The 22,081-nt window shown below is 71.8% G+C and carries 20 protein-coding genes; 11 read left to right on the top strand and 9 right to left on the bottom strand.

Annotated elements, in window-relative coordinates; all coding sequences use genetic code 11:
• Window positions 1-68 precede the first annotated feature (68 nt).
• The 6 genes from MKW14_RS26450 to MKW14_RS26425 all read left to right on the top strand — a co-directional run bounded on the left by MKW14_RS26450 (window position 69) and on the right by MKW14_RS26425 (window position 6,101).
• Entirely contained in the window at window positions 69-848 is a 780-nt protein-coding gene (locus MKW14_RS26450) for an amino acid ABC transporter ATP-binding protein (RefSeq protein ID WP_240866118.1), read from the top strand.
• Between the two features lie 59 nt (window positions 849-907).
• Window positions 908-1,747, top strand: coding sequence for a glutamate ABC transporter substrate-binding protein (locus MKW14_RS26445; protein WP_240866114.1), 840 nt, complete (start codon window positions 908-910; stop codon window positions 1,745-1,747).
• Between the two features lie 127 nt (window positions 1,748-1,874).
• A complete protein-coding gene (locus tag MKW14_RS26440) occupies window positions 1,875-2,540 on the top strand; it encodes an amino acid ABC transporter permease (RefSeq protein WP_308314635.1) in 666 nt (221 codons plus the stop codon).
• Window positions 2,537-3,445 (top strand): amino acid ABC transporter permease, encoded by a 909-nt coding sequence (locus MKW14_RS26435; protein ID WP_240866111.1) that lies wholly within the window; start codon window positions 2,537-2,539, stop codon window positions 3,443-3,445. The genes MKW14_RS26440 and MKW14_RS26435 overlap by 4 nt, the downstream gene beginning before the upstream one ends.
• Before the next feature lie 175 nt (window positions 3,446-3,620).
• The gene (locus MKW14_RS26430) at window positions 3,621-5,222 is read left to right on the top strand and encodes an FAD-dependent monooxygenase (protein WP_240866109.1); all 1,602 of its coding nucleotides are present in this window, start codon (window positions 3,621-3,623) and stop codon (window positions 5,220-5,222) included.
• Between the two features lie 333 nt (window positions 5,223-5,555).
• On the top strand, window positions 5,556-6,101 hold the full coding sequence (locus tag MKW14_RS26425; protein ID WP_240866107.1) for a cupin domain-containing protein: 546 nt from the start codon (window positions 5,556-5,558) through the stop codon (window positions 6,099-6,101).
• 154 nt (window positions 6,102-6,255) lie between these two features.
• Here the strand turns inward: MKW14_RS26425 and recX are convergent, their stop codons facing one another.
• Both recX and recA read right to left on the bottom strand, forming a co-directional pair.
• Entirely contained in the window at window positions 6,256-7,152 is an 897-nt protein-coding gene (gene recX, locus MKW14_RS26420; RefSeq protein ID WP_240866104.1) for a recombination regulator RecX, read from the bottom strand.
• A 3-nt stretch (window positions 7,153-7,155) separates the two neighbouring features.
• Window positions 7,156-8,289 carry a recombinase RecA gene (recA, locus tag MKW14_RS26415; RefSeq protein WP_240866101.1) on the bottom strand — a complete coding sequence of 378 codons (1,134 nt, stop codon included), beginning with the start codon at window positions 8,287-8,289 and terminating at the stop codon, window positions 7,156-7,158.
• Between the two features lie 411 nt (window positions 8,290-8,700).
• On the opposite strand from recA, the gene MKW14_RS26410 reads away from it, so the two are divergent.
• Window positions 8,701-9,435, top strand: coding sequence for a hypothetical protein (locus MKW14_RS26410; protein ID WP_240866099.1), 735 nt, complete (start codon window positions 8,701-8,703; stop codon window positions 9,433-9,435).
• On the opposite strand, the gene MKW14_RS26405 is transcribed toward MKW14_RS26410, so the two are convergent.
• Together MKW14_RS26405 and MKW14_RS26400 are read right to left on the bottom strand one after the other, a co-directional pair.
• Entirely contained in the window at window positions 9,429-10,736 is a 1,308-nt protein-coding gene (locus MKW14_RS26405; RefSeq protein ID WP_240866096.1) for an AI-2E family transporter, read from the bottom strand. The two genes, MKW14_RS26410 and MKW14_RS26405, sit on opposite strands and share 7 nt — an antisense overlap.
• A 60-nt stretch (window positions 10,737-10,796) precedes the next feature.
• Window positions 10,797-10,991 carry a DUF3046 domain-containing protein gene (locus MKW14_RS26400; RefSeq protein WP_240866094.1) on the bottom strand — a complete coding sequence of 65 codons (195 nt, stop codon included), beginning with the start codon at window positions 10,989-10,991 and terminating at the stop codon, window positions 10,797-10,799.
• An 80-nt stretch (window positions 10,992-11,071) separates the two neighbouring features.
• Between MKW14_RS26400 and MKW14_RS26395 the strand changes: the two genes are divergently transcribed.
• On the top strand, window positions 11,072-12,016 hold the full coding sequence (locus MKW14_RS26395; protein ID WP_240866090.1) for a prenyltransferase/squalene oxidase repeat-containing protein: 945 nt from the start codon (window positions 11,072-11,074) through the stop codon (window positions 12,014-12,016).
• An 11-nt stretch (window positions 12,017-12,027) separates the two neighbouring features.
• On the opposite strand, the gene MKW14_RS26390 is transcribed toward MKW14_RS26395, so the two are convergent.
• Genes MKW14_RS26390 through MKW14_RS26380 form a run of 3 tightly spaced genes read right to left on the bottom strand, consistent with a single transcriptional unit; the run spans window position 12,028 to window position 13,972 of the window.
• A complete protein-coding gene (locus MKW14_RS26390) occupies window positions 12,028-12,336 on the bottom strand; it encodes an AzlD domain-containing protein (protein ID WP_133046197.1) in 309 nt (102 codons plus the stop codon).
• On the bottom strand, window positions 12,333-13,106 hold the full coding sequence (locus MKW14_RS26385; protein WP_240866086.1) for an AzlC family ABC transporter permease: 774 nt from the start codon (window positions 13,104-13,106) through the stop codon (window positions 12,333-12,335). The genes MKW14_RS26390 and MKW14_RS26385 overlap by 4 nt, the downstream gene beginning before the upstream one ends.
• Complete coding sequence (locus tag MKW14_RS26380; RefSeq protein WP_240866075.1) at window positions 13,013-13,972, bottom strand: AraC family transcriptional regulator; 960 nt, start codon at window positions 13,970-13,972, stop codon at window positions 13,013-13,015. The genes MKW14_RS26385 and MKW14_RS26380 overlap by 94 nt, the downstream gene beginning before the upstream one ends.
• Before the next feature lie 396 nt (window positions 13,973-14,368).
• Between MKW14_RS26380 and MKW14_RS26375 the strand changes: the two genes are divergently transcribed.
• The 3 genes from MKW14_RS26375 to MKW14_RS26365 are packed head-to-tail and all read left to right on the top strand — an operon-like array spanning window position 14,369 to window position 21,089.
• Complete coding sequence (locus MKW14_RS26375; protein ID WP_240866073.1) at window positions 14,369-19,411, top strand: ATP-dependent helicase; 5,043 nt, start codon at window positions 14,369-14,371, stop codon at window positions 19,409-19,411.
• A 44-nt stretch (window positions 19,412-19,455) separates the two neighbouring features.
• Entirely contained in the window at window positions 19,456-20,292 is an 837-nt protein-coding gene (locus MKW14_RS26370) for an Fpg/Nei family DNA glycosylase (protein WP_240866070.1), read from the top strand.
• 32 nt (window positions 20,293-20,324) lie between these two features.
• Window positions 20,325-21,089 (top strand): SDR family NAD(P)-dependent oxidoreductase, encoded by a 765-nt coding sequence (locus MKW14_RS26365; protein WP_240866068.1) that lies wholly within the window; start codon window positions 20,325-20,327, stop codon window positions 21,087-21,089.
• Here MKW14_RS26365 and MKW14_RS26360 read toward each other — a convergent pair.
• On the bottom strand, window positions 21,040-21,318 hold the full coding sequence (locus MKW14_RS26360) for a hypothetical protein (protein ID WP_240866065.1): 279 nt from the start codon (window positions 21,316-21,318) through the stop codon (window positions 21,040-21,042). The two genes, MKW14_RS26365 and MKW14_RS26360, sit on opposite strands and share 50 nt — an antisense overlap.
• A gap of 347 nt (window positions 21,319-21,665) precedes the next feature.
• Complete coding sequence (locus MKW14_RS26355; RefSeq protein ID WP_127177649.1) at window positions 21,666-22,040, bottom strand: helix-turn-helix domain-containing protein; 375 nt, start codon at window positions 22,038-22,040, stop codon at window positions 21,666-21,668.
• Window positions 22,041-22,081: the final 41 nt, after the last annotated feature.

Genomic DNA, 22,081 nt, shown 5'->3' with positions numbered 1-22,081 from the left:
TGTAATGACGCTGGTCGCGGCCGCTCACTACTGTCCTCCGAAACCGAGGAGGACGGAGCCCGATAGCGATGACCGAAGTATCGGTGGCCAAGGAAGACGCTGTGCCCCAGGCCGGTGAACTGGTCGTCCTGAAGAGCGTCAACAAGCACTTCGGCGCGTTGCACGTACTCCAGGACATCGACCTGACGATCGCCCGCGGCGAGGTCGTCGTGGTGATCGGGCCCTCCGGCTCCGGCAAGTCCACCCTGTGCCGCACGATCAACCGCCTGGAGACCGTCGACTCGGGCGCGATCACCATCGACGGCAAGCCGCTGCCCCAGGAGGGCAAGGAGCTGGCCCGGCTCCGCGCCGACGTCGGGATGGTCTTCCAGTCCTTCAACCTCTTCGCGCACAAGACCGTGCTCGAGAACGTGATGCTGGGCCAGATCAAGGTCCGCAGGGCCGACAAGAAGCAGGCCGAGGAGAAGGCGCGCGCGCTGCTCGACCGGGTCGGTGTGGGCACCCAGGCCGACAAGTACCCCGCGCAGCTCTCCGGCGGCCAGCAACAGCGCGTGGCCATCGCCCGCGCCCTGGCCATGGACCCCAAGGTCATGCTCTTCGACGAGCCGACCTCGGCCCTCGACCCCGAGATGATCAACGAGGTCCTCGAGGTCATGCAGCAGCTCGCCCGGGACGGCATGACCATGATCGTCGTCACCCATGAGATGGGCTTCGCGCGCTCGGCCGCGAACCGTGTGGTGTTCATGGCGGACGGCCGGATCGTCGAAGAGGCCACCCCCGACCAGTTCTTCAGCAACCCGCGCAGCGACCGCGCCAAGGACTTCCTGTCGAAGATCCTCCACCACTGACACGCGTCGGCCCCGCCGTCGGCGGTCCCTCTCTCCTCACCAGCCAAAGGATGTTCACCATGCAGCTCCGCAAGGTCACCGCCGCCTCGGCCGCCGTCCTCGCCCTCGCCGTGGCCGCCACGGCGTGCGGGTCGAGCGACAAGAACGACAGTGGTTCCTCGGGCGGCGGAGGCAAGATCAAGGTCGGCATCAAGTTCGACCAGCCCGGTCTCGGCCTGAAGGAGCCGAGCGGTTCCTTCTCCGGCTTCGACGTGGACGTGGCCACCTATGTGGCCGGCAAGCTCGGCTACAAGCCCGACCAGATCGAGTGGGTCGAGACCAAGAGCGCCGACCGCGAGAACGCGCTGTCGCGCGGCGACGTGAAGTTCATCGCGGCCACGTACTCCATCAACGACGAGCGCAAGCAGAAGGTCGACTTCGCCGGCCCCTACCTGCTCGCGCACCAGGACCTGCTGGTCAAGAAGGACTCGGACGTCTCCAAGGGCACGGACCTCAACGGCAAGAAGCTGTGTTCCGTGACCGGTTCCACCTCGGCGCAGAACGTCCAGAAGACGATCGCCCCGAAGGCCAACCTCAAGGAGTACAGCGGCTACTCGGAGTGCATCGCCGCCCTGCAGAGCGGTGCCGTGGACGCGGTGACCACCGACGACTCGATCCTCGCGGGCTTCGCCTCGCAGGACAAGTACAAGGACCAGTTCAAGCTCGCCGGGCTCAAGCTCAGCAACGAGAACTACGGCGTCGGTGTGAAGAAGGGTGACAGCGCGACCCTCAAGAAGATCAACGACGCCCTGACCACCATGGTCAGCGACGGCTCCTGGCAGAAGGCGGTCGACAAGAACTTCGGCCCGGCCAACTACAAGAACGAGCCGGCTCCGAAGATCGGCCAGATCGTCAAGTAGCCCGACCGTCAAGTAAGGCAGGGCCCAGCTCTCCAGGGTTCCCCCGGCGCGCCGCCGTACCTCGCGATCACGGCGGCGGCGCGCCACGCCCTTCTCGTACGCCACACACCCGGAAGCGCGGGAGATCGTGTTCGACTTTCTTCAAGGTTATGACGTCCTCGGGGCGTTCTGGATGACGGTGAAGCTGACCGCCCTCTCCGCCGTCGGCTCCCTGGTCTGGGGCACCCTGCTGGCCGCGATGCGGGTCAGTCCGGTCCCGCTGATGCGCGGTTTCGGGACCGTTTACGTCAACATCGTCCGGAACATCCCGCTGACCGTCATCATCCTGTTCACCTCGCTCGGCCTCGCCGACATCTTCGGCGTGACCATGGGCGCCTCCGACTTCAAGGTGCAGGGCTTCCGGCTGGCCGTGCTCGGCTTCGTCGCCTATACGGCGGCCTTCGTCTGCGAGGCACTGCGCTCCGGCATCAACACCGTGCCCCTTGGGCAGGCCGAGGCGGCCCGCGCCATCGGGCTGAGCTTCAGCCAGACGCTGCGGCTCGTCGTGCTGCCGCAGGCGTTCCGTGCGGTCATCGGCCCGCTGGCCAACGTGCTGATCGCCCTGACGAAGAACACGACCGTGGCCGCGGCGATCGGTGTCGCCGAGGCTGCCTACCTGATGAAGTCGATGATCGAGAACGAGGCCCAGACGCTGCTCATCGGCGCGGTCTTCGCCCTCGGTTTCGTGGTGCTGACCCTTCCCACCGGGCTCATCCTGGGCTGGCTGGGCAAGCGACTGGCGGTGAAGCGATGAGCTCGGTCCTGTACGACACGCCCGGCCCCGGGGCCAGGAAGCGCAACGCCCTGCTCTCGGTCGTCTTCGTCGTCCTGCTCGCGCTGCTGGTGTGGTTCGTCTGGCAGAAGATGGACGACAAGGGCCAGCTGAAGTGGTCCCTGTGGCAGCCCTTCACCACGTCCGAGGCGTGGACCACGTATCTGCTGCCGGGTCTGGGCAACACCCTGAAGGCCGCCGCGCTCGCCATGATCATCGCGCTTCCGCTGGGCGCGGTCTTCGGCATCGCACGGATGTCCGACCACCGGTGGGTGCGGGTCCCGGCCGGGGTGGTGGTCGAGTTCTTCCGCTCGATCCCGGTCCTGCTGCTGATGCTGTTCGCCAACGAGTTCTTCGCCCGCTCCACCGGCGTGACCAGCGAGGACCGGCCGCTCTACGCGGTCGTCACCGGTCTGGTGCTCTACAACGCCTCGGTGCTCGCCGAGGTCGTGCGCGCCGGCATCCTCGCGCTGCCCAGGGGACAGACGGAGGCCGCGTACGCGATCGGCCTGCGCAAGGGACAGACGATGACCAGCATCCTGCTCCCGCAGGCGGTCACGGCCATGCTGCCGGCCATCGTCAGCCAGCTGGTCGTCATCGTGAAGGACACCGCGCTGGGCGGTGTGATGATCGGCTACACCGAGCTGCTCAACACGCGCAGCACCCTGGCGGCCAACTACGCCAACGTGATCCAGAGCTTCGTCGTGGTGGCGATCGTCTTCATCGTCGTCAACTTCGTCCTCACCAGCTTCGCGAGCTGGCTGGAGCGCAGGCTGCGGCGCAGCAAGCGGAGCACGGGCGCGGTCCTCGGCGCCGAGGACATGGAGGAACTCAACCCCGCGGCGGTCGGCGGCACCTTCGGGACCGGCACGAGCGACGCGGTCTGATGATCAGTCAACTCACCTGATCCGCACGGAGGCAGTGGCATGATCGCCACTGCCTCCGTCACTTGACGCAAACACCGCCAATGGGTTGCATACGTTCTGTGATCGTGCACCCTGCTCCAACTTCCTGTTCACCTATGTCCCTCAGGACACCGTCGCGGGCAGGGGGCGCCGCGCCGTGGACCCGGTGATCATCGTCGGTGCGGGGCCCGTCGGGCTCACGCTCGCCCTGGCGCTGGCCCGTCTGGAAGTGCCCTCCGTCGTGCTGGACGAGGGGCCCGGCAAGGACGAGCCGCGTCCCGCGCGCACGGTCGTGCTGCGCGAGGACACGGCAGCCCTGATGGAGCGGCTGACCGGTCTGCCGGTGGCGGAGGCCGGCCTGCGCTGGGCCGGATGGCGGTCGCTGCGGCGCAAGCAGGTGATGCGCGAGATCACGTTCGGCGACGACGAGCCCGCCCCGCTGCACATCGCCCAGCACGTCCTGACCGGCGCCCTGCGCGAGGCCCTGGCCGGCGAGCGGCTGGCCAGGATCGCCGTCGACAGCCGCCTCGACTCCGTCGAGCAGGAGCCCTCCGGGGTCACCGCGCACACCCGCGGCCCGCAGGGCACCTGGTGGCGCGGCAGTTACCTGGTCGGCTGCGACGGCCCGCGCTCCACGGTGCGCAAACTCCAGGACATCCGCTTCCCCGGCCGTACGGCGGTGGAGCGACACGCCGTCGCCGCCCTGCGTGCGGAACTTCCGTGGGACGGTGAGGCGTTGCTCCATCGGATGCCGCCGTGGCGGACGACCGGGCCCTCCGGCGGGGAGGTCACCGGGCGACCGCTGCCGGACGGGGTGTGGCGTCTGGACTGGCTGCTGCCGCCGGGCAAGGACCTGGTCACACCCGAGCTGCTGCTGGCCCGCGTCCGGGAGACCCTCGCCGGCTGGACGGGGGGCTCCACACCGCCGTACGACCTGCTCGACACCGGCGTCCACACGGTCCACCACCGAGTGGCCCGCCGCTGGAGGGCCGGCCGGGTGTTCCTCGCCGGGGACGCGGCGCACCTGCTGGGCGCGCTGGGCACCCAGGGGCTGGACGAGGGGCTCAGGGACGCCGACAACCTCGCCTGGAAGCTGGCGCTGGCCTGGCACCACGGGCCGCACGAGGCGCTGCTGGACAGCTACCAGGCGGAGCGGCGTGGCGCGGTCGCCGCCCGGCTGCGCGCCGCCGACCAGGTGCTGCCCCTGCTGCGCGGCGGTGGCGGGCTGCGCGCGTACGTGCCCGGCGCGGCCCGGGGCGCCGAAGCGCTGCTCACGGACGGTCACCTGGGGCGCGGGACGCTCGGCACGCCGGGGGCGTACGCCTCCTCGCCGCTCGCGCCCCGGCACCTCGAGGGCGAGGTGCCGGTGGCCACCGCTCCCGGGGCGCCGGTCGCCGATGTGCTGGTGACCGCGGAGGACGGCTCCTTCGTGGGGCTGCGGGAGCGCCTCGGACGCGGCGCGCTGCTCGTCGTCCTGGTCGCGCCGGGTACGGGCGTGTGGGACCGCAAGCACTGGGTGACCGCCGGGATCATGCCCCGGCTGGCGGCCGCCGTGACCGCGCTGCCCCATCCCGCCGAACTGCTGGTCGCCGAGAGCTACCCAGGCGCCGCCGCGCACACCGTGCTCCTGGTACGGCCCGACGGTCACCTCGTGACGGCGCTGGGGGGGGTACGTCCGGCGGACCTGTACGCGGCGGCGGAGGCGACCCTGGGCGGCCCGGCGAAGACGGAGGCCGAGGCGGGCGCGGGGGCGCGTTGAGGCGAGCGGGGAGCGCGGGGAGCGTCGCGCGATGTGTCGCGAGCTTCTGGTCGCGGGGTCTGTGCGCCACTCTCGTACGCACGTCCGCCGTACCTCCTGTCACTGTACGGTCCACATAGTGACGGTGAGTTGACCGGTCTGCACCGACATGGTGTACTCCGCATCGTGACCGACACCTGTGTGCGCCTGTGGCGGAGGGTCCATCTGGACCTCGTCCGCTACCCGGGCTGCCTGTGTCGCGAGTCCTGCTGAATTCGCATCCCCTCTTCACCCGCGCGCGCCGCTTCCGTGCTGTCGCGCGCGCTCCGCGAACGCTCTTCAGGACGGTGTCACGTGTCTGTCTCCCCCTCCGCGCCCACGACGGCTCCCGCGGCCCTCGCGGCCTCCACGCCGACGCAGGCCGACCTCCTCGACTTCGTACGGCGCACGGCCGCCGACGCCGAGCTCATCGCCTCCCTCCCGCTCGACCCCGAGGGCCGCACCTGGGTACGGCTGGAGGGCCCCGGCGGCAGCGAGGCCTGGCTGATCGGCTGGCCGCCCGGCACGGGTACCGGCTGGCACGACCACGCCGAGTCCGTCGGCGCCTTCGTCACGGCCTCGGGCGAGCTGAGGGAGAACTCGCTCGCCGCGCGGCTGCCCGCAGACGGCTGGAAGACCCTCGAACTGACCGACGGAGTGGACCGGGAGCGGCGGTTGCCCGCCGGCAAGGGACGCGCCTTCGGTCGTCACCACGTCCACGAGGTGCTGAACGAGTCCACCGACCAGCACGCCGTCTCCGTTCACGCCTACTACCCCCCGCTCCCGCAGATCCGCCGCTACAGCCGCGTGGGCCAGGTCCTGCACCTGGAGCAGGTGGAGCGTCCGGAGGACTGGCAGTGACGGACCCGGCGGCGGAGCCGTCACTGAGTTCGGGCTGATCTCCGGTGCCCTCGTCGTGGAGCGCGAGCCGGGCGACCGATCTGGTCGGCGGCTTCCAGGAGTGGAAGGCGACGGGGTTGCCGGTGGCGTCCCGGGCGGCACTCGACGCCGAGCGCTAGAACCCGTCGTCCTCGAGGCACTCCGCGTCCTCCCCCTCCTCCTCCAGCGCGCGCCGCACCACCCGCAGGGCCATGCCCTCGGGGTAGCCCTTGCGGGCGAGCATGCCCGCGAGCCGACGCAGCCGCTTGTCACGGTCGAGACCGCGCGTGGAGCGCAGCTTGCGGGCGACGAGCTCGCGCGCCGTCTCCTCCTCCTGCTCGGAGTCGAGCTGCCCGACGGCCGCGTCGATCAGCGTGGAGTCGACGCCCTTGGTCCGCAGCTCCTGGGCGAGCGCCCGCCGGGCCAGCCCCCTGCCGTGATGCCGGGACTCCACCCAGGCGTCCGCGAACGCGCTGTCGTTGATCAGCCCGACCTCTTCGAACCGGGACAGCACCTCCTCGGCGGCCTCGTCCGGGATCTCCCGCTTGCGCAGGGCGTCCGCGAGCTGCTTGCGCGTGCGCGGGGTCCCGGTGAGCAGGCGCAGACAGATCGCCCGCGCCCGCTCCACCGGGTCCGCCGGCGGCTCCTCCCGCCCGGCCCTCGACGAGAAGGAGGAGTCACCGTCCTCACCGGCCGGCTCACCGCGGCGCCGCTGCCGACGCCCACGGGAGCCACCCGCTGAACGGGCCCCGCCACGGGCCCCGTCGTGCCGGCGCGAGCCGCCACCGGACGCGCCCGGGCGCTGCGGCCCGCCGTCGTCCGGCCACTGCCCGCCGCCGAGTTCGTCATCGAACGGCCCCTCGGTGTCGTACGGCCCCCCGTGGCCGTACGACACCGCGCGGCCGTGTCCCCCGTCCGCGCCGTCCGCGTACGCCTCGCCATCCGGACCGGCGAAACCCCCGTCGCCCGCCCCGTCCCGCTCGCGCGGAGCGTCCGGGCAGGCGTACTCGGACCAGTCGGTTCGCCGTGTCATGGATCAGCTCTTGGCAGCCGGGGCCTTGGTCTTGGCCGCCTTGGCCGCCGGAGCGGGCACGGTCTTCGCCGCGTCGTCCGCGGAGGCGGTGGCGGAGACGGCGCTGGCGTCCGCGCCCGGCTCGGCCGTCGGCTCCTCCGGCCGTACGCCCACGCCCAGCTTCTCCTTGATCTTCTTCTCGATCTCGTTGGCCAGGTCGGGGTTGTCCTTCAGGAAGTTGCGCGCGTTCTCCTTGCCCTGGCCGAGCTGGTCGCCCTCGTACGTGTACCAGGCGCCGGCCTTGCGGACGAAGCCGTGCTCCACGCCCATGTCGATCAGACCGCCCTCACGGCTGATGCCCTGGCCGTAGAGGATGTCGAACTCGGCCTGCTTGAAGGGCGGCGCGACCTTGTTCTTGACGACCTTGCAGCGGGTGCGGTTGCCGACCGCCTCCGTGCCGTCCTTCAGGGTCTCGATGCGGCGGATGTCGATGCGCACCGAGGCGTAGAACTTCAGCGCCCGGCCACCGGTGGTGGTCTCCGGGGAGCCGAACATCACGCCGATCTTCTCGCGGAGCTGGTTGATGAAGATGGCGGTGGTCTTGGACTGGTTGAGCGCGCTGGTGATCTTCCGCAGGGCCTGGCTCATCAGACGGGCCTGCAGACCCACGTGACTGTCGCCCATCTCGCCCTCGATCTCCGCGCGCGGGACGAGCGCGGCGACGGAGTCGATGACGATGAGGTCGAGGGCGCCGGAGCGGACCAACATGTCCACGATCTCCAGGGCCTGCTCGCCGTTGTCCGGCTGGGAGAGGATCAGGTTGTCGATGTCGACGCCCAGCTTGCGCGCGTACTCGGGGTCGAGGGCGTGCTCCGCGTCCACGAACGCGACCTGGCCGCCGGCCTTCTGTGCGTTCGCCACCGCGTGCAGGGTCAGGGTCGTCTTGCCGGACGACTCCGGTCCGTAGATCTCGACGACACGGCCGCGCGGCAGGCCGCCGACGCCGAGGGCGACGTCGAGCGCGGTCGACCCGGTCGGGATGACCTCGATGGGCTCCTTGGACCGCTCGCCCATGCGCATGACCGCGCCCTTGCCGAATTGCCGTTCAATCTGTGCGAGAGCGGCATCGAGGGCCTTCTCGCGGTCGGTTCCTGCCATGGGTTCCACCCGGTTTGCTTGAGTCGATCGCTTCACGTCAAAGACGCTAACGCCTGCCACTGACAATGCGCCCCGACGCCCGTCCGGCCTGTGGATAACTCGGGTACTTCTCCGTCAAAAACGTGTCGAATCACCCGCGGAGAGCCTCGCCGGAGCCTCCATAAGAATGGATGTTCGATTTTCGTGTCAAGCGCACCACACGGCACCTCCGAGACTCCGTCAGCCCTCCGAACCCGGCCTGCTCCCGGCGGCGTACGGCGGATGTCTTCGGCGGGACGACGACCGGGAGGGGGCAGGCCCGGGAGGCTGAGGGGCATGAGGACCGAGAAGAGCAGCCGAGGGGGCGGCGCAGCGGCACGGCGCCCTGCCGACGTCCCGACACCGGCCGTAGCGCTCACACGGTGGGCGGGCATGCGCCCGGTGGAGCGTCTCTGTCACGCCGTCGGGATTGCGTTGATCCTCTCCGGCCTCGCGCATCTGCTGGTGTTCGCCGTCGACGGCGGCCCCTGGTACGGGCCCGTCTCCTGGCGCAAGCCCGTGACCTTCGGGCTGTCCTTCGGGGTGACCCTGATCGCGGTCACCTGGGTCACGTCGTATCTCCGCGTCGGACCACGCCTGCGTACCGTGCTGCTCGCCGTGTTCGCGGCCGACTGCGTCGTGGAGGTCGGCGGCATCACCCTTCAGGCCTGGCGCCGGGTGCCCTCGCACCTCGACATGGAGACGCCCTTAGACACCGCCGTCTCGATGACGCTCGCGGTGGGCGGGGGCGTCCTCGTGGTGGTGCTCACCGTGTTCGCGGTGGCCTCGTTCCGGTACCGGCCCGCGGGACCCGCCGCAATGGCGCTCGCCGTGCGTTCCGGGTTCGCGATCCTGCTCGCCGCGCTCGCCTCGGGAGCCGCGATGATCGCGCGCGGTGTGGTGCTCACCCGTACCGGCCACCAGGAGGCGGCGTACCACTCGACAGCCCCGCTCAAGCCGCTGCACGGCGTCAGCCTGCACGCCGTCCTGGTGCTGCCCGCACTGGCCTGGCTGCTGTCCCGTACCTCCTGGAGCGAGCCCGTCCGGCTGCGGCTGGTGGCCGCGGCGACCGGCTGCTACGTGCTCGCCGTCATGGCCGCCGGCGTGTGGGCCGTACTCACCTACTGAGTCCCGTCGTCAGGTCTTCCCGTGGGCTCCCGCATCGGGGAGGAGTCCTCGCCGCGCTCCCCCGCGCGGTCCCGTGCCGCTTCCGTCCGCGCGGTCCACAGCTGTCGCGCGCGCGTGAGGAGGCCGGGACCCGATCCGCCTCTCCGGTGGCCGTGGACCCGGGGGTCGTTGGTGACCGCGTACCGCTTCACGTAAGCCCCCAGGAACGCCTGCAGTGTGGCGACCGCCGGGATGGCTATCAGGGCGCCCACCGCACCGAGGAGCGCCGTGCCGGCGATGACCGAGCCGAAGGCCAGGGCGGGGTGGATGTCCACGGTCTTCGCGGTCAGCTTGGGCTGCAGCAGGTAGTTCTCGAACTGCTGGTAGACCACGACGAAGATCAGCACCCACAGCGCGTACCAGGGATCGACGGTGAACGCGATCAGCATGGGCAGGGCGCCCGCGAGATACGTGCCGATCGTCGGGATGAACTGCGAGACCAGACCCACCCAGACGCCGAGCACGGGCGCGTAGGGCACACCCAGGATCTGCAGCAGGATGTAGTGGGCTATGCCGGAGATGAGCGCCATCAGGCCGCGCGAGTACAGGTATCCGCCCGTCTTGTCGACGGCTATCTCCCACGCGCGGAGCACCTCGGCCTGCCGCGCGGGCGGGAGCACGGAGCAGATCGCGCGCCGCAGCCGGGGGCCGTCGGCGGCGAAGTAGAACGAGAACAGCGCGATCGTCAGCAACTGGAAGAGGCCGCCCAGGACCTGGGCGGAGACGTTCAGGACACCGGTGGCGCTGTGCTGCACGTAGTTGCGCAGCCAGCTGGAGCGGAGCAGGCCCTGCTGGACGTCCACCCGCCTCAGGTGGGTGTGGAAGTGGGTGTTGATCCAGTTGATGACCGAGTCGAGATAGTCCGGGAAATTCTCGACGATCTTGATGATCTGGCCCGCCAGCATCGAGCCGAGCAGGGTGACGAAGCCCGCCGCCAGGACCATCACGGCGAGGAAGACGATGGCGGTGGCCAGCCCCCGGCGCATACCGCGCGAGGCCATCCAGCTCACCGCGGGCTCGATGGCCAGGGCCAGGAAGAACGCGATGAGGAGGTTGATGAGCAGGCCGGTGAGCTGGTGGAAGGCCCAAGTGCCCAGCTGGAAGACCGCGTAGAGACCGAGCACCAGCACGACGGCCCGCGGTAGCCAGCGGGGCATGGCGGCGCTCGACCTGTCACCGCCGTCGTCCGGGCGGTCGGGCGACGTCGTGCCGAACGGGGATGCGTCCTGGGCCGTCGGCCCGGTCTCGTCAGTGGGTGCCACGCGTCAAGTCTGGCCCACCGCTCCGACAATCGGATCCCGCCCTGTGATCTTCACGACCGGTCAGCGCTTCTCCCCCGGAACGTCCATGACCGCGCAGACCACGCGCCACACGTCCTTGGCCTCCCAGCCGGCGCTCAGCGCCTCGTGCACCGTGTGTCCGCCGAGCTCCGACATCACATGGTCGCGCGCGAAGGTGTCGGCGTATCCCGGACCGAAGTGATCCGCCATCCGCTCCCAGAAGACCGTCAACCGCATGACTCCAGTATCCCGCCCCTGAGGGTGGGCCTGAGCCGGGACCACTTGCCGAGACCGCTTTCCGTCCTACGGTCTGTCGCATGTCCGAAACAGGAGCTTCCCCACTCCCCGCCACGCCTCCGGCGCACTCCCCGCTCTTCCGCGCCGAGCACTTCGTCTGGCTCACCGCGCGTGTGCTCGAGCAGCGTGTCTTCGCGCACCACTTCCTGAACGGAAGCGCCGACCCGGTCGAGACCGCGCTGGACGCCTACCGCAACGAGGACGGCGGTTACGGCCACGCCCTGGAGCCCGATCTGCGCGGCCCGGTCAGCCAGCCGCTGCACACCGGGCACGCGCTACGGGTCCTGGACGCCATCGGGCGCTGCGGCGGACAGCGGGTGGAGCGCGTGTGCCGCTATCTGACCTCCGTCTCCACCAAGGACGGGGCGCTCCCGGCGATCCATCCCAGCCAGCGCGGCTATCCGGCGGCCCCGTTCATGCCGATCGTGGACGACCCGCCGAGCGAACTGCTCGCCACCGGGCCGGTGGTGGGCCTGCTGCACCGCAACGAGGTGTGGCACGCCTGGCTGTTCCGGGCCACGGACTACTGCTGGCAGGCGATCGACTCCCTGCGGGAATCGCACCCGTACGAGATCGAGTCCGCCGTGGCCTTCCTGGACTCCGCTCCCGACCGCCCGCGCGCGGAGGCGGCCGCCGACCGTCTCGGCCGTCTGGTGCGCGAACACCGGCTCGCCGCGCTGGATCCGGGCGACCTCGCCGCGTATCCCGTGGCGCCCGGCTACGCCCCCGGCGAGCATCACTTCCCGCACGACTACGCGAAGACACCGAGTTCACTGGCGCGCGCGTGGTTCACCGACGACGAGATGACGCGCTCCCTGGACTTCCTCGCCGACGCCCAGCAGGAGGACGGCGGCTGGCCGGTCCGCTGGCGTCAGTGGGCGCCGGGCACCGCCCTGGAGGCACGCCCCATGGTGACGATCGAGGCACTGCGCACCCTCAGGGCGCACGGTCGCGTCATCGGCTGACCCGGATGACGTCACCCACCCATGGCCCGCACACCGGCGGTGACGATCACGGCCGCCGCCACGACGAGCAGGAAAGGCGCCCGCAGCACCAGCGCGACCGCGGCCGCGGCGATCCCCGCCAGCCGCGCGTCGAGCACCAGGCGGTGTCCGTCGGCGAACGTCTGCTGGGCGGTCAGCGCGGCCAGGAGGGCCACCGGCAACAGTGCGGCCAGCCGCCGTACGAGCGGCCGCTCCAGGGTGCCGGCGGGCACGAGCAGGCCGATGAGCTTGACGGCGTAGCAACCGAGCGCGGTGGCGCCGATCGCGATCCAGGTGTTCAACGGTCTTCCTCTTGTGCGGAGTTGTTGTTCGGTACGGCATGGTCCTGAATGTCATCGCGCGCGGTTCCCCTGCGCCGTCCCTCCAGGAAGAGGACGGCAGGGGCGGCGAGCGCGGCCACCAGGACGGGTGCGCCGGCGGGCAGTACCGGCAGCAGCCCGAGGCCCAGCAGGACGGCGAGGCCCGCGACGGCACGCTCGGTGGTGGTCCTGAGCATCGGCGCTAGCAGCGCCAGGAAGACGGCGGGCCCGGCGGCGTCGAGCCCCCACGCGTCCGTGTCGCCGATGGCCTCGGCACCCAGTGCGCCGAGCAGAGTGGTGAGGTTCCACAGCAGGTACAGGCTCAGCCCGGTGACCGTGAACCCGATCCGGGCACTGCGCCGCGTCGGCTGCGCGAGCGCCACGGCGGTCGTCTCGTCGATGACCCACTGGGCTGCGAACGGCCGTACCGCGCGCGGGAGGGCCAGCAACTGCGAAAGACGCAGCCCGTAGAAGGCGTTGCGGACCCCCAGGAAGAAGGCGCCGGCAGCGGCCGTGAGCGGGTTGCCACCGGCCGCCAGCGCGCCCACGAGCGCGAACTGGGACGCCCCCGTGAACACCAGGAGGCTGAGCACACAGGCCTGCAAAACCGAGACCCCGCTGCCGGCCGCGGTCACCCCGAACGCGAAGCCGGACAGTCCTACGGCGACGCCGACTCCGAGGGCGTCCCGGACGACGGCGGCGTCTGGCTTGTCATCGCCCCGTATGTCTGCGAAAGCTGTCTGTTCTGCCACCCCTCCGACGGTACGAGCAGCCCGCGCGGAGCGTCTTGTACGTTCTTGCGCTCCCGCTGGTAGGCCCCCGGAGGCACCCCCACGATCCGGGTGAAGTGCCGGTTCAGATGCGGCTGATCGGTGAATCCGACGGCGACGGCCGCCTCCGAGGGCGGCGTACCGGCGTCCAGCAGCCGCCGCGCCCTGCGCACCCGCGCGTCGGTCAGCCAGGCGTGGGGCGGCATCCCGTACGCGTCCCGGAACGCCCGCAGCAGCGCGAACGGACTGGTCCCGAGATCAGCCGCGAGCCCCTCCAGGGTCGGCGGCTCGGCCATCCGCTCCTCCAGCACGGCACGCGCGCGTGAGGCGATCCGGCCGCCCGCCGTCCGCACCGCGCGCTGCGGCAGGGGCCCGCCGTTGAGCCGCAGCAGCCTGGTCACGGCCACCCTCAACAGGGTGTCGGCGGCCAACGCGTTCCCTTCGTCCGCGGCCCGCAGCACCTGGTGCACCAACCCGACGGCACAGGGGTCGTCGAGCACCGGACTGACGAACCCCGGGGTCCCCCGCAGGGTCGTGGTCTCGGCGGCGATCTCCGCGACCACCTCCGGCGACGGATAGACAGCGCCGTACCGCCACCCCTCCGGCACCCCGGCCCGCCCGGTGTGCGGTGTGTCGGGATTGACCAGGGCGAGTGTCCCCGCGCCCGCGTACTGATCGGCCCCACGGTGGTGGAAGACCTCGACCCCGTCCGCGATCGCCGCGATCACGAAGTGCTCGTGGGTGTGGCGCACGAACGCTTTGCGGATGTACCGGGCCCGCAGCAGGTCGACTCCCGGCAACTCCGCGTACCGCCAGTGCCGTGCCACCTCATCGCCCGAACCCGCCACATCCCCATTCTCAGCGAGCCGGACGAAGCCTGGCGAACCCATTACGTCGGCGACGACCGGCCACGGCTCGCGACGATCCGCCAAGCCCGCCCAGCCGGCGCCGCGGCCCGAGGCCTCGACCACACGGCCACACGGCCACACGGCCACATCGGAGAGTCTCCGACCAACGGGGCCACACGGCGAGGCCCCGTTCGCCAAAGCCCCCGACCACGCATGGGCCGTACCGCCACCGCCCAGACCGCCCCCGGCCACACCACCACACCCGCCCGAGAACCTCCGGCCGCACCACCACACCCCGACCACCCCCGCCGACACGCACCGCAGCCACCCAACACCCCCAGCGAAGCGAAACCGCAGGTCAGCAGCATTGTCAGTGGCCGGGTGCAGGATGGACGCATGGTCAGCTCCGCACATCGAGCCCTGGACGGCTTCTCCCCCGCGACCCGCGGATGGTTCACGGGGGCCTTCTCCGCGCCCACCGCAGCCCAGGCGGGCGCGTGGAACGCCATCAGAGAGGGCTCGGACGTGCTGGTGGTCGCCCCGACCGGATCCGGCAAGACCCTCGCCGCCTTTCTCGCCGCTCTGGACCAGCTGGCCTCGACGCCCCCGCCGGCGGACCCGAGGAAGCGCTGCCGGGTGCTGTACGTCTCGCCCCTCAAGGCCCTCGCGGTCGACGTGGAGCGCAACCTCCGCAGCCCCCTGACCGGCATCCGCCAGGAGTCCGTCCGGCTGGGCCTGCCCGAGCCCGAGGTCAAGGTCGGCATCCGCTCCGGCGACACCCCGCCCGCGGAGCGCCGCGCCCTGTCCACCCGCCCGCCGGACATCCTGATCACCACCCCGGAGTCCCTGTTCCTGATGCTGACGTCGGCGACCCGCGACGCACTGACCGGCATCGACACAGTGATCCTCGACGAGGTGCACGCGGTGGCCGGCACCAAGCGCGGCGCCCATCTCGCCCTCTCCCTGGAGCGACTCGACGAGCTCCTGCCGAAGCCGGCCCGCCGCATCGGCCTCTCGGCGACCGTCCGCCCGGTCGACGAGGTCGCCCGGTACCTCTCGCCGCGCCGCAAGGTGGAGATCGTCCAGCCGAAGTCGGGCAAGGAGTTCGACCTCTCGGTGGTCGTCCCCGTGGAGGACCTCGGCGAGCTGGGCGGCTCCCCGGTCGCCGACGGCTCGGAGGGCACGGAGCGCCCCTCCATCTGGCCGCATGTCGAGGAGCGGATCACCGACCTGGTCCAGGGCCACCGCTCGACGATCGTGTTCGCGAACTCCCGCCGTCTCGCGGAGCGGCTGTGCAACCGGCTCAACGAGATCGCGTACGAGCGCGCCACCGGCGAACCCCTGGACGAGCACCACGCCCCGGCCGAGCTCATGGGCGGCTCGGGCGCGGCCCAGGGCGCCCCGCCGGTCATCGCGCGCGCCCACCACGGCTCGGTCTCCAAGGAGCAGCGGGCCCTGGTCGAGGAGGATCTCAAGGCGGGTCGCCTCCCTGCCGTGGTGGCGACCTCCAGCCTCGAACTCGGGATCGACATGGGCGCGGTCGACCTCGTCGTCCAGGTCGAATCACCCCCCTCCGTGGCCTCCGGCCTCCAGCGCGTGGGACGCGCGGGCCACCAGGTCGGCGCGGTCTCCACGGGCGTGGTCTTCCCCAAGTACCGCGGCGACCTCGTCCAGGCGGCGGTGGTCACCGAGCGCATGCGCACCGGTTCCATCGAGTCCCTGAAGGTTCCCGCCAACCCCCTGGACGTCCTGGCCCAGCAGCTGGTGGCCATGACGGCGCTGGACACCTGGCAGGTCGACGACCTGCTCGCCACGGTCCGCCGGGCGGCCCCCTTCGCCTCGCTCCCGGAGTCGGCCTTCACGGCGACCCTGGACATGCTCGCCGGCCGCTACCCGTCTGACGCATTCGCCGAGCTGCGCCCGCGTGTGGTGTGGGACCGCGTCACCGGCACGGTCACCGGCCGCCCCGGCGCCCAGCGCCTCGCCGTCACCTCCGGAGGCACGATCCCGGACCGCGGACTGTTCGGTGTCTTCCTCGCCGGGTCCGACCCGAAGAAGGGCGGCGGCCGGGTCGGCGAGCTGGACGAGGAGATGGTCTACGAGTCCCGGGTGGGCGACGTCTTCACTCTGGGCACCAGCTCCTGGCGCATCGAGGACATCACGCGCGACCGCGTCCTGGTCTCCCCCGCGCCGGGAGTGCCGGGCCGGCTCCCCTTCTGGAAGGGCGACCAGCTCGGCCGGCCGCTCGAACTGGGCCGCGCGGTGGGCCAGTTCCTGCGCGAGGTGGGTTCGCTGCCCAAGGGGGACGCCCGGCTGCGCCTCCTCGCGGCGGGGCTGGACGCCTGGGCCGCCGACAACGTCCTGTCGTACCTGGACGAGCAGCGCGAGGCCTGCGGTCATGTCCCGGACGACCGGACGATCGTCGTCGAGCGCTTCCGTGACGAGCTGGGTGACTGGCGGGTCGTCGTCCACTCGCCCTTCGGCGCCCGGGTCCACGCCCCGTGGGCTCTCGCCCTCGGCGCCAAGCTCTCCGAGCGCTACGGCATGGACGCCCAGGTGATGCACGCCGACGACGGCATCGTGCTGCGCCTGCCGGACGCCGATCTGATGGGCCTGGACCTGCTCGACCAGGAGCCCATGAAGGCGGGCACGGAGTACGACGCGGAACAGGCACCGGTCGGCGCGGCGGACGTCGTCTTCGACAAGGGCGAGGTCGACCAGATCGTCACCGACCAGGTGGGCGGCTCGGCACTGTTCGCCTCCCGCTTCCGCGAGTGCGCCGCCCGCGCGCTGCTTCTGCCCAAGCGCAACCCCGGCAAGCGCACCCCGCTGTGGCAGCAGCGCCAGCGTGCGGCCCAACTGCTGGAGGTCGCCAGCGAGTTCGGTTCGTTCCCGATCGTCCTGGAGGCCGTCCGCGAATGCCTGCAGGACGTCTTCGACGTCCCCGGTCTCGTGGAGCTGATGGGCGACCTGGAGTCCCGCAAGGTGCGCCTGGTGGAGGTCACCACTCCCGAGCCGTCCCCCTTCGCCCGCTCGCTCCTGTTCGGGTACGTGGCCCAGTTCCTGTACGAAGGCGACTCCCCGCTCGCCGAGCGCCGCGCCGCCGCCCTGTCGCTGGACTCGCGCCTGCTGGCCGAGCTGCTGGGCCAGGCGGAGCTGCGCGAACTGCTCGACGCCGAGGTGCTGACCGAGCTGGAGCGGGAGCTGCAGTGGCTCACCGAGGACCGGCGGTTGAAGGACGCCGAGGGCGTCGCGGACGTCCTGCGTCTCCTCGGTCCGCTGACCGACGCCGAGCTGGCCGAGCGGGGGGCCGAGCCGCAGTGGGCCCAGGAGCTGGCCGGTGCCCGCCGCGTGATCCGGGTGCGGATCGGCGGAGGCGAGCACTGGGCGGCGATCGAGGACGCGGGCCGTCTGCGCGACGCGCTCGGCACGGCCCTGCCGGTCGGTGTGCCGGAGGCCTTCATGGAACCGGTCAAGGACCCGCTGGGCGATCTCCTCGCCCGCTACGCCCGCACGCACGGCCCCTTCACGTCGGCCACGGCCGCGGCCCGTTTCGGCCTGGGGGTGGCGGTCACGGAAGGCGCCCTGCAGCGGCTCGCCGCGGGCGGCCGTGTCGTCCAGGGCGAGTTCCATCCGGCGGGCATCGGCCAGGAGTGGTGCGACACGACCGTGCTGCGCAGGCTGCGCCGCCGCTCCCTGGCCGCCCTTCGCCACGAACTCGAACCGGTGGCGCCGCAGGCCCTCGCCCAGTTCCTCCCGCAGTGGCAGCACATCGGCAAGGGGCACGCGCTGCGCGGCATCGATGGACTGGTGCGGGCGGTCGAGCAGGTGCAGGGCGCGTCCGTGCCCGCCTCGGCCCTGGAGAAACTGGTCCTGCCGTCCCGTGTCACCGACTACACACCGGCGATGCTGGACGAGCTCACCGCGGCCGGAGAGATCGTCTGGGCCGGCGCGGGCGCCCTCCCGGGCAAGGACGGCTGGATCTCCCTCTACCTGGCCGACGCGGCCCCCCTGCTGCAGCCCCCGCCGCACCCCCTGGAACTGACGGCGCTGCACGAATCCGTCCTGACCGCCCTCTCCGGCGGCTACGGTCTGTTCTTCCGCCAGATCGCCGACCAGGTCCGCGCGACCACCCACCCCGACGTGACCGATCCCCAACTGGCCGACGCCGTCTGGGACCTGGCCTGGTCCGGCCGGCTGACGAACGACACCCTCACCCCCATGCGGTCCCTGCTCGGATCGGGCCGCACCGCGGGCTCCACGGCCCACCGCGCCAAACGAGCGGTCCCGCGCGGCCGCTACGGCTCCCTGACCGCGGCCGCCCGTCCCGCCTCCCGCAGCGGCCCGCCCACGGTCGCCGGCCGCTGGTCCCTGCTCCCGTCCCGCGAGGCCGACACGACGGTCCGCGCGCACGCCCTCGCCCGCACCCTCCTCGACCGGCACGGCGTGGTCACCCGGGGGGCCGTCGCCGCCGAGGGCGTCGAGGGCGGCTTCTCGGCGACGTACCGCATCCTGTCGGCGTTCGAGGAGAGCGGCCAGGCCCGGCGCGGCTATGTGGTGGAGGGGCTCGGCGCCGCCCAGTTCGCGATGGACGGCGCGGTGGACCGCCTCCGCGCGGTGTCCAACGCCCGCGACCGGGGCGAGGCCCTGCCCCAGCCGCCGACCGACGGCATCCCGGGAGACAGCGCCTTCGGCTCCCCTCACGCCTTCACCCCGCCGGGCGACCGCGCGGCCGACGGTGAGACCCCGCTCGGCCACACCCCGCACGGCGCCGACTTCCCCGAGTCCTTCGACTGGGCGGACGCCTTCGACAACGCGGACGGCACCGCCCCGAGCCGCGACCGGACCCACGGAAGCCGACCCGGCCTCGACGACGACTTCGGCGCCCCGCGCACCCCGTCGAGGGACGAATACGTCTCCCCGCGCGACTTCCCCCGCGACTTCTCGTCGCCGGGAGCGGGCGGCCCGCGAGGCGGCGGCTCCGCGTCGCCCTTCGGTTCCTACGACTCGTACGGCGCCGCCCTCCCCAACCGCCGCCGCACGCCCGACAACCGGGCCGTCGTCCTGGCCGCCGCCGACCCGGCCAACGCCTACGGCGCCGCTCTTCCCTGGCCGGAGCCCGCGACCGGCGCGGGTCACAAGCCGGGTCGCAAGGCGGGCTCCCTGGTCGTGCTCGTCGACGGCGAGCTGACCCTCTACATGGAGCGCGGCGGCAAGACCCTGCTGGCCTGGCCCGCGGAAGCGGACGGCACAGCGATCGACGACCCCCGGCTGCGGACGGCCGCCGAAGCCCTCGCCGCGGCCGCCCGCGCGGGCTCCCTCGGCACGGTCACGGTCGAGCGGGTGAACGGCGCCTCGGCCCTCACCTCCCCCATCGGCACTCTCCTGGAAGGAGCGGGCTTCATCGCGACGCCCCGTGGCCTGCGGCTGCGGGCGTGACCAGCACACCGCGCCGGCCCACCGCATCGTGCCACCCTTGACCCATGCCCGAAGGAGACACGGTCTGGCAGACCGCGAGACGCCTGCACGGCGCCCTCGCGGGCCAGGTGCTGACCCGCAGCGACTTCCGGGTGCCGAAGTACGCCACGGCGGACCTCACGGGCCGTACGGTCCTTGACGTCACCCCGCACGGCAAGCACCTTCTGACCCGTGTCGAGGGCGGGCTGACCCTCCACTCGCATCTGAAGATGGACGGGTCATGGAAGGTGTTCGCCAACGGCCGGCGCTGGACGGGCGGCCCGTCCCACCAGATCCGGGTGATCCTCGGCAACGAGGACCGCACGGCCGTCGGCTACCGCCTCCCCGTCCTGGAGCTCATGCGCACCTCGGACGAGCAGCGCGTCGTCGGCCACCTCGGCCCCGACCTCCTCGGCCCGGACTGGAACCCCGAGCGGGCGCTCGCCAACCTGCTCGCCGATCCGGCGCGCCCCCTCGGCGAGGCCCTGCTCGACCAGCGCAATCTCGCCGGCATCGGCAACGTCTACAAGAGCGAGCTGTGCTTCCTGCTCGGCGTCACCCCCTGGCTCCCCGTCGGTGCCCTGCCCGCCGAGCGCGCCGCCAGGCTGCCGGAGTTCGCCAAGAGGCTGCTGGAGGCCAACCGCGACCGCCCGGTCCGCAGCACGACCGGCCGGCGCGGTCAGGACCTGTTCGTGTACGGCCGCGCCCCGCGCCCCTGTCTGCGCTGCCGCACCTCGATCCGTGTGGCCGAGCAGGGCGACGGTTCCCGCGAACGCCCCACCTACTGGTGCCCGCGCTGCCAGACGGGTCCGTCCCCGAGCACCGCCCCACCCCGCGGAACTCCACGCCGCACGACTAATTGACGACCCGTCAGAAACCCTCGTACCGTCCCCTCATGCCCGTCAAGGCGTACGACCTCACCGGACGCACCGCATTCGTCACCGGGGCCGCCGGCGGTATCGGCCGGGCCTCGGCCGTGCTACTCGCCGAAGCCGGCGCCACGGTCCACTGCGCCGACCGCGACGCACAAGGCCTGCACGAGACGGCCACCCTGGTCAAGGACGCGGGCGGCACCGCGCACACCCACCACCTCGACGTCACCGACCGCGAGCAGCTGGGCCGGGCCGTCGCCTCCTGCGAGCGCCTGGACGTCATGGCCGCGATCGCCGGGATCATGCACACCAGCCCGGTCCTGGAGACCCGTGACGAGGACCTCGACCGGGTGCTGGAGGTCAACTTCAAGGGCGTCCTGTACGCCTGCCAGGAGGCGGCCCGCACGATGATCGCCCAAGAGGTGCGCGGCAGCATCGTCACCATGGCGTCCGGCGCCGTCGACACCGGCCGACCGGGGCTGCTGTGCTACGGCGTCGCCAAGGCCGCCGTCGTCCAGCTCACCAGGACCCTGGCGAGCGAGGTCGGCCGGCACGGCATCCGGGTCAACGCGGTCGCGCCGGGCTGGACCCGTACGCCCATGACCGACCGGCACGAGGCCGAGGCACAGGCGCAGACCGAGGCGATGATGGCCCGGCTGTCCCCGCTGGCCCGGGTCGGCGAACCTCAGGACGTCGCCCACGCCGTGCTCTACCTGGCCTGCGACGCCTCGACCTTCGTCACGGGCCAGATCCTGCGTCCGAACGGTGGAGTGGCGATGCCCTGGTAGCACGGGCCACCGCCCGCCAGGCCGCCCGCCACCGCCCCGGCCCGAGGGCCCCCTCCGCCCGGGACTTCGGCACACAGTGCACCGGCAGCAGGCTGAGCCCCCACCCGCCTGCTGCCACCGCCCCCTCCAGCACTCCGGCACCGGGCGTGAAGACGAGCCGCAGCACGGCCCACCACCACAGCGCCCCGAACCCGAGAAGCGCCCCCCAGCGCGCTGCCGGCCGTGCCATGGACCACCTCCAGCCCCGAAGCCAGACCGCCGCCGCCACCGACGGGGAGGGCGCACCAACGGCACAGGGGCGCACCGCTCACCATGAGGAGCCACAGTCCCGGGCGTTCCCGCGACAACGCGCCACAGGCCTCCACCTTGGCCTCCCCGCGCCACCCCGGCAAACGGACCGGCACGGTCGTGGCGCGGCCCCGGTCAGGGAAGGAGACTACGCGAACGGAAAAAGACCCCGAACAGCACGAAAACCCCGACCGCACCTCTCCAGGTCTGCCTGGAGAAGCCCCGGCCGGGGCCCCGCACACTTTTCGGTGCCGGTCAGCGCCTCGTCGGTCTACACCCGCGTGAGGGTCACGCGGCGACCACGTCCACCGCCTCCGCGGGCGCCTTGATGGTCACCCGTTCCGGTGGCACACCGGTCACCGAGACGGAACCCAGCATCGGACGGACCGGTGCCGGGACGGGCTCGGTGGCCGCAGCAGACTGGGCCAGCTCGGCGAGGGCGAGTTCGTCGCTCACTTCTCGCATGAGCTCGGACATCCGTACGTCCAGCGCGTCGCAGATGGCGGCGAGCAGTTCGGAGGAAGCCTCCTTCTGCCCCCGCTCCACCTCGGAGAGATAGCCGAGTGAGACTCGGGCGGACGAGGAGACTTCGCGCAGAGTACGGCCCTGGCGTTGGCGCTGCCGACGCAGCACGTCACCCAGCAGGCGACGGAGCAGAATCATCGGTGGCTCCCTCCTCGGACCGCGTAGCCGCATCCTTCTCG

It is taken from the genome of Streptomyces gilvus (assembly GCF_022513565.1).
GTDB classification, from domain to species: domain Bacteria; phylum Actinomycetota; class Actinomycetes; order Streptomycetales; family Streptomycetaceae; genus Streptomyces; species Streptomyces gilvus.
This window is presented reverse-complemented; position numbering and strand designations above follow the sequence as displayed.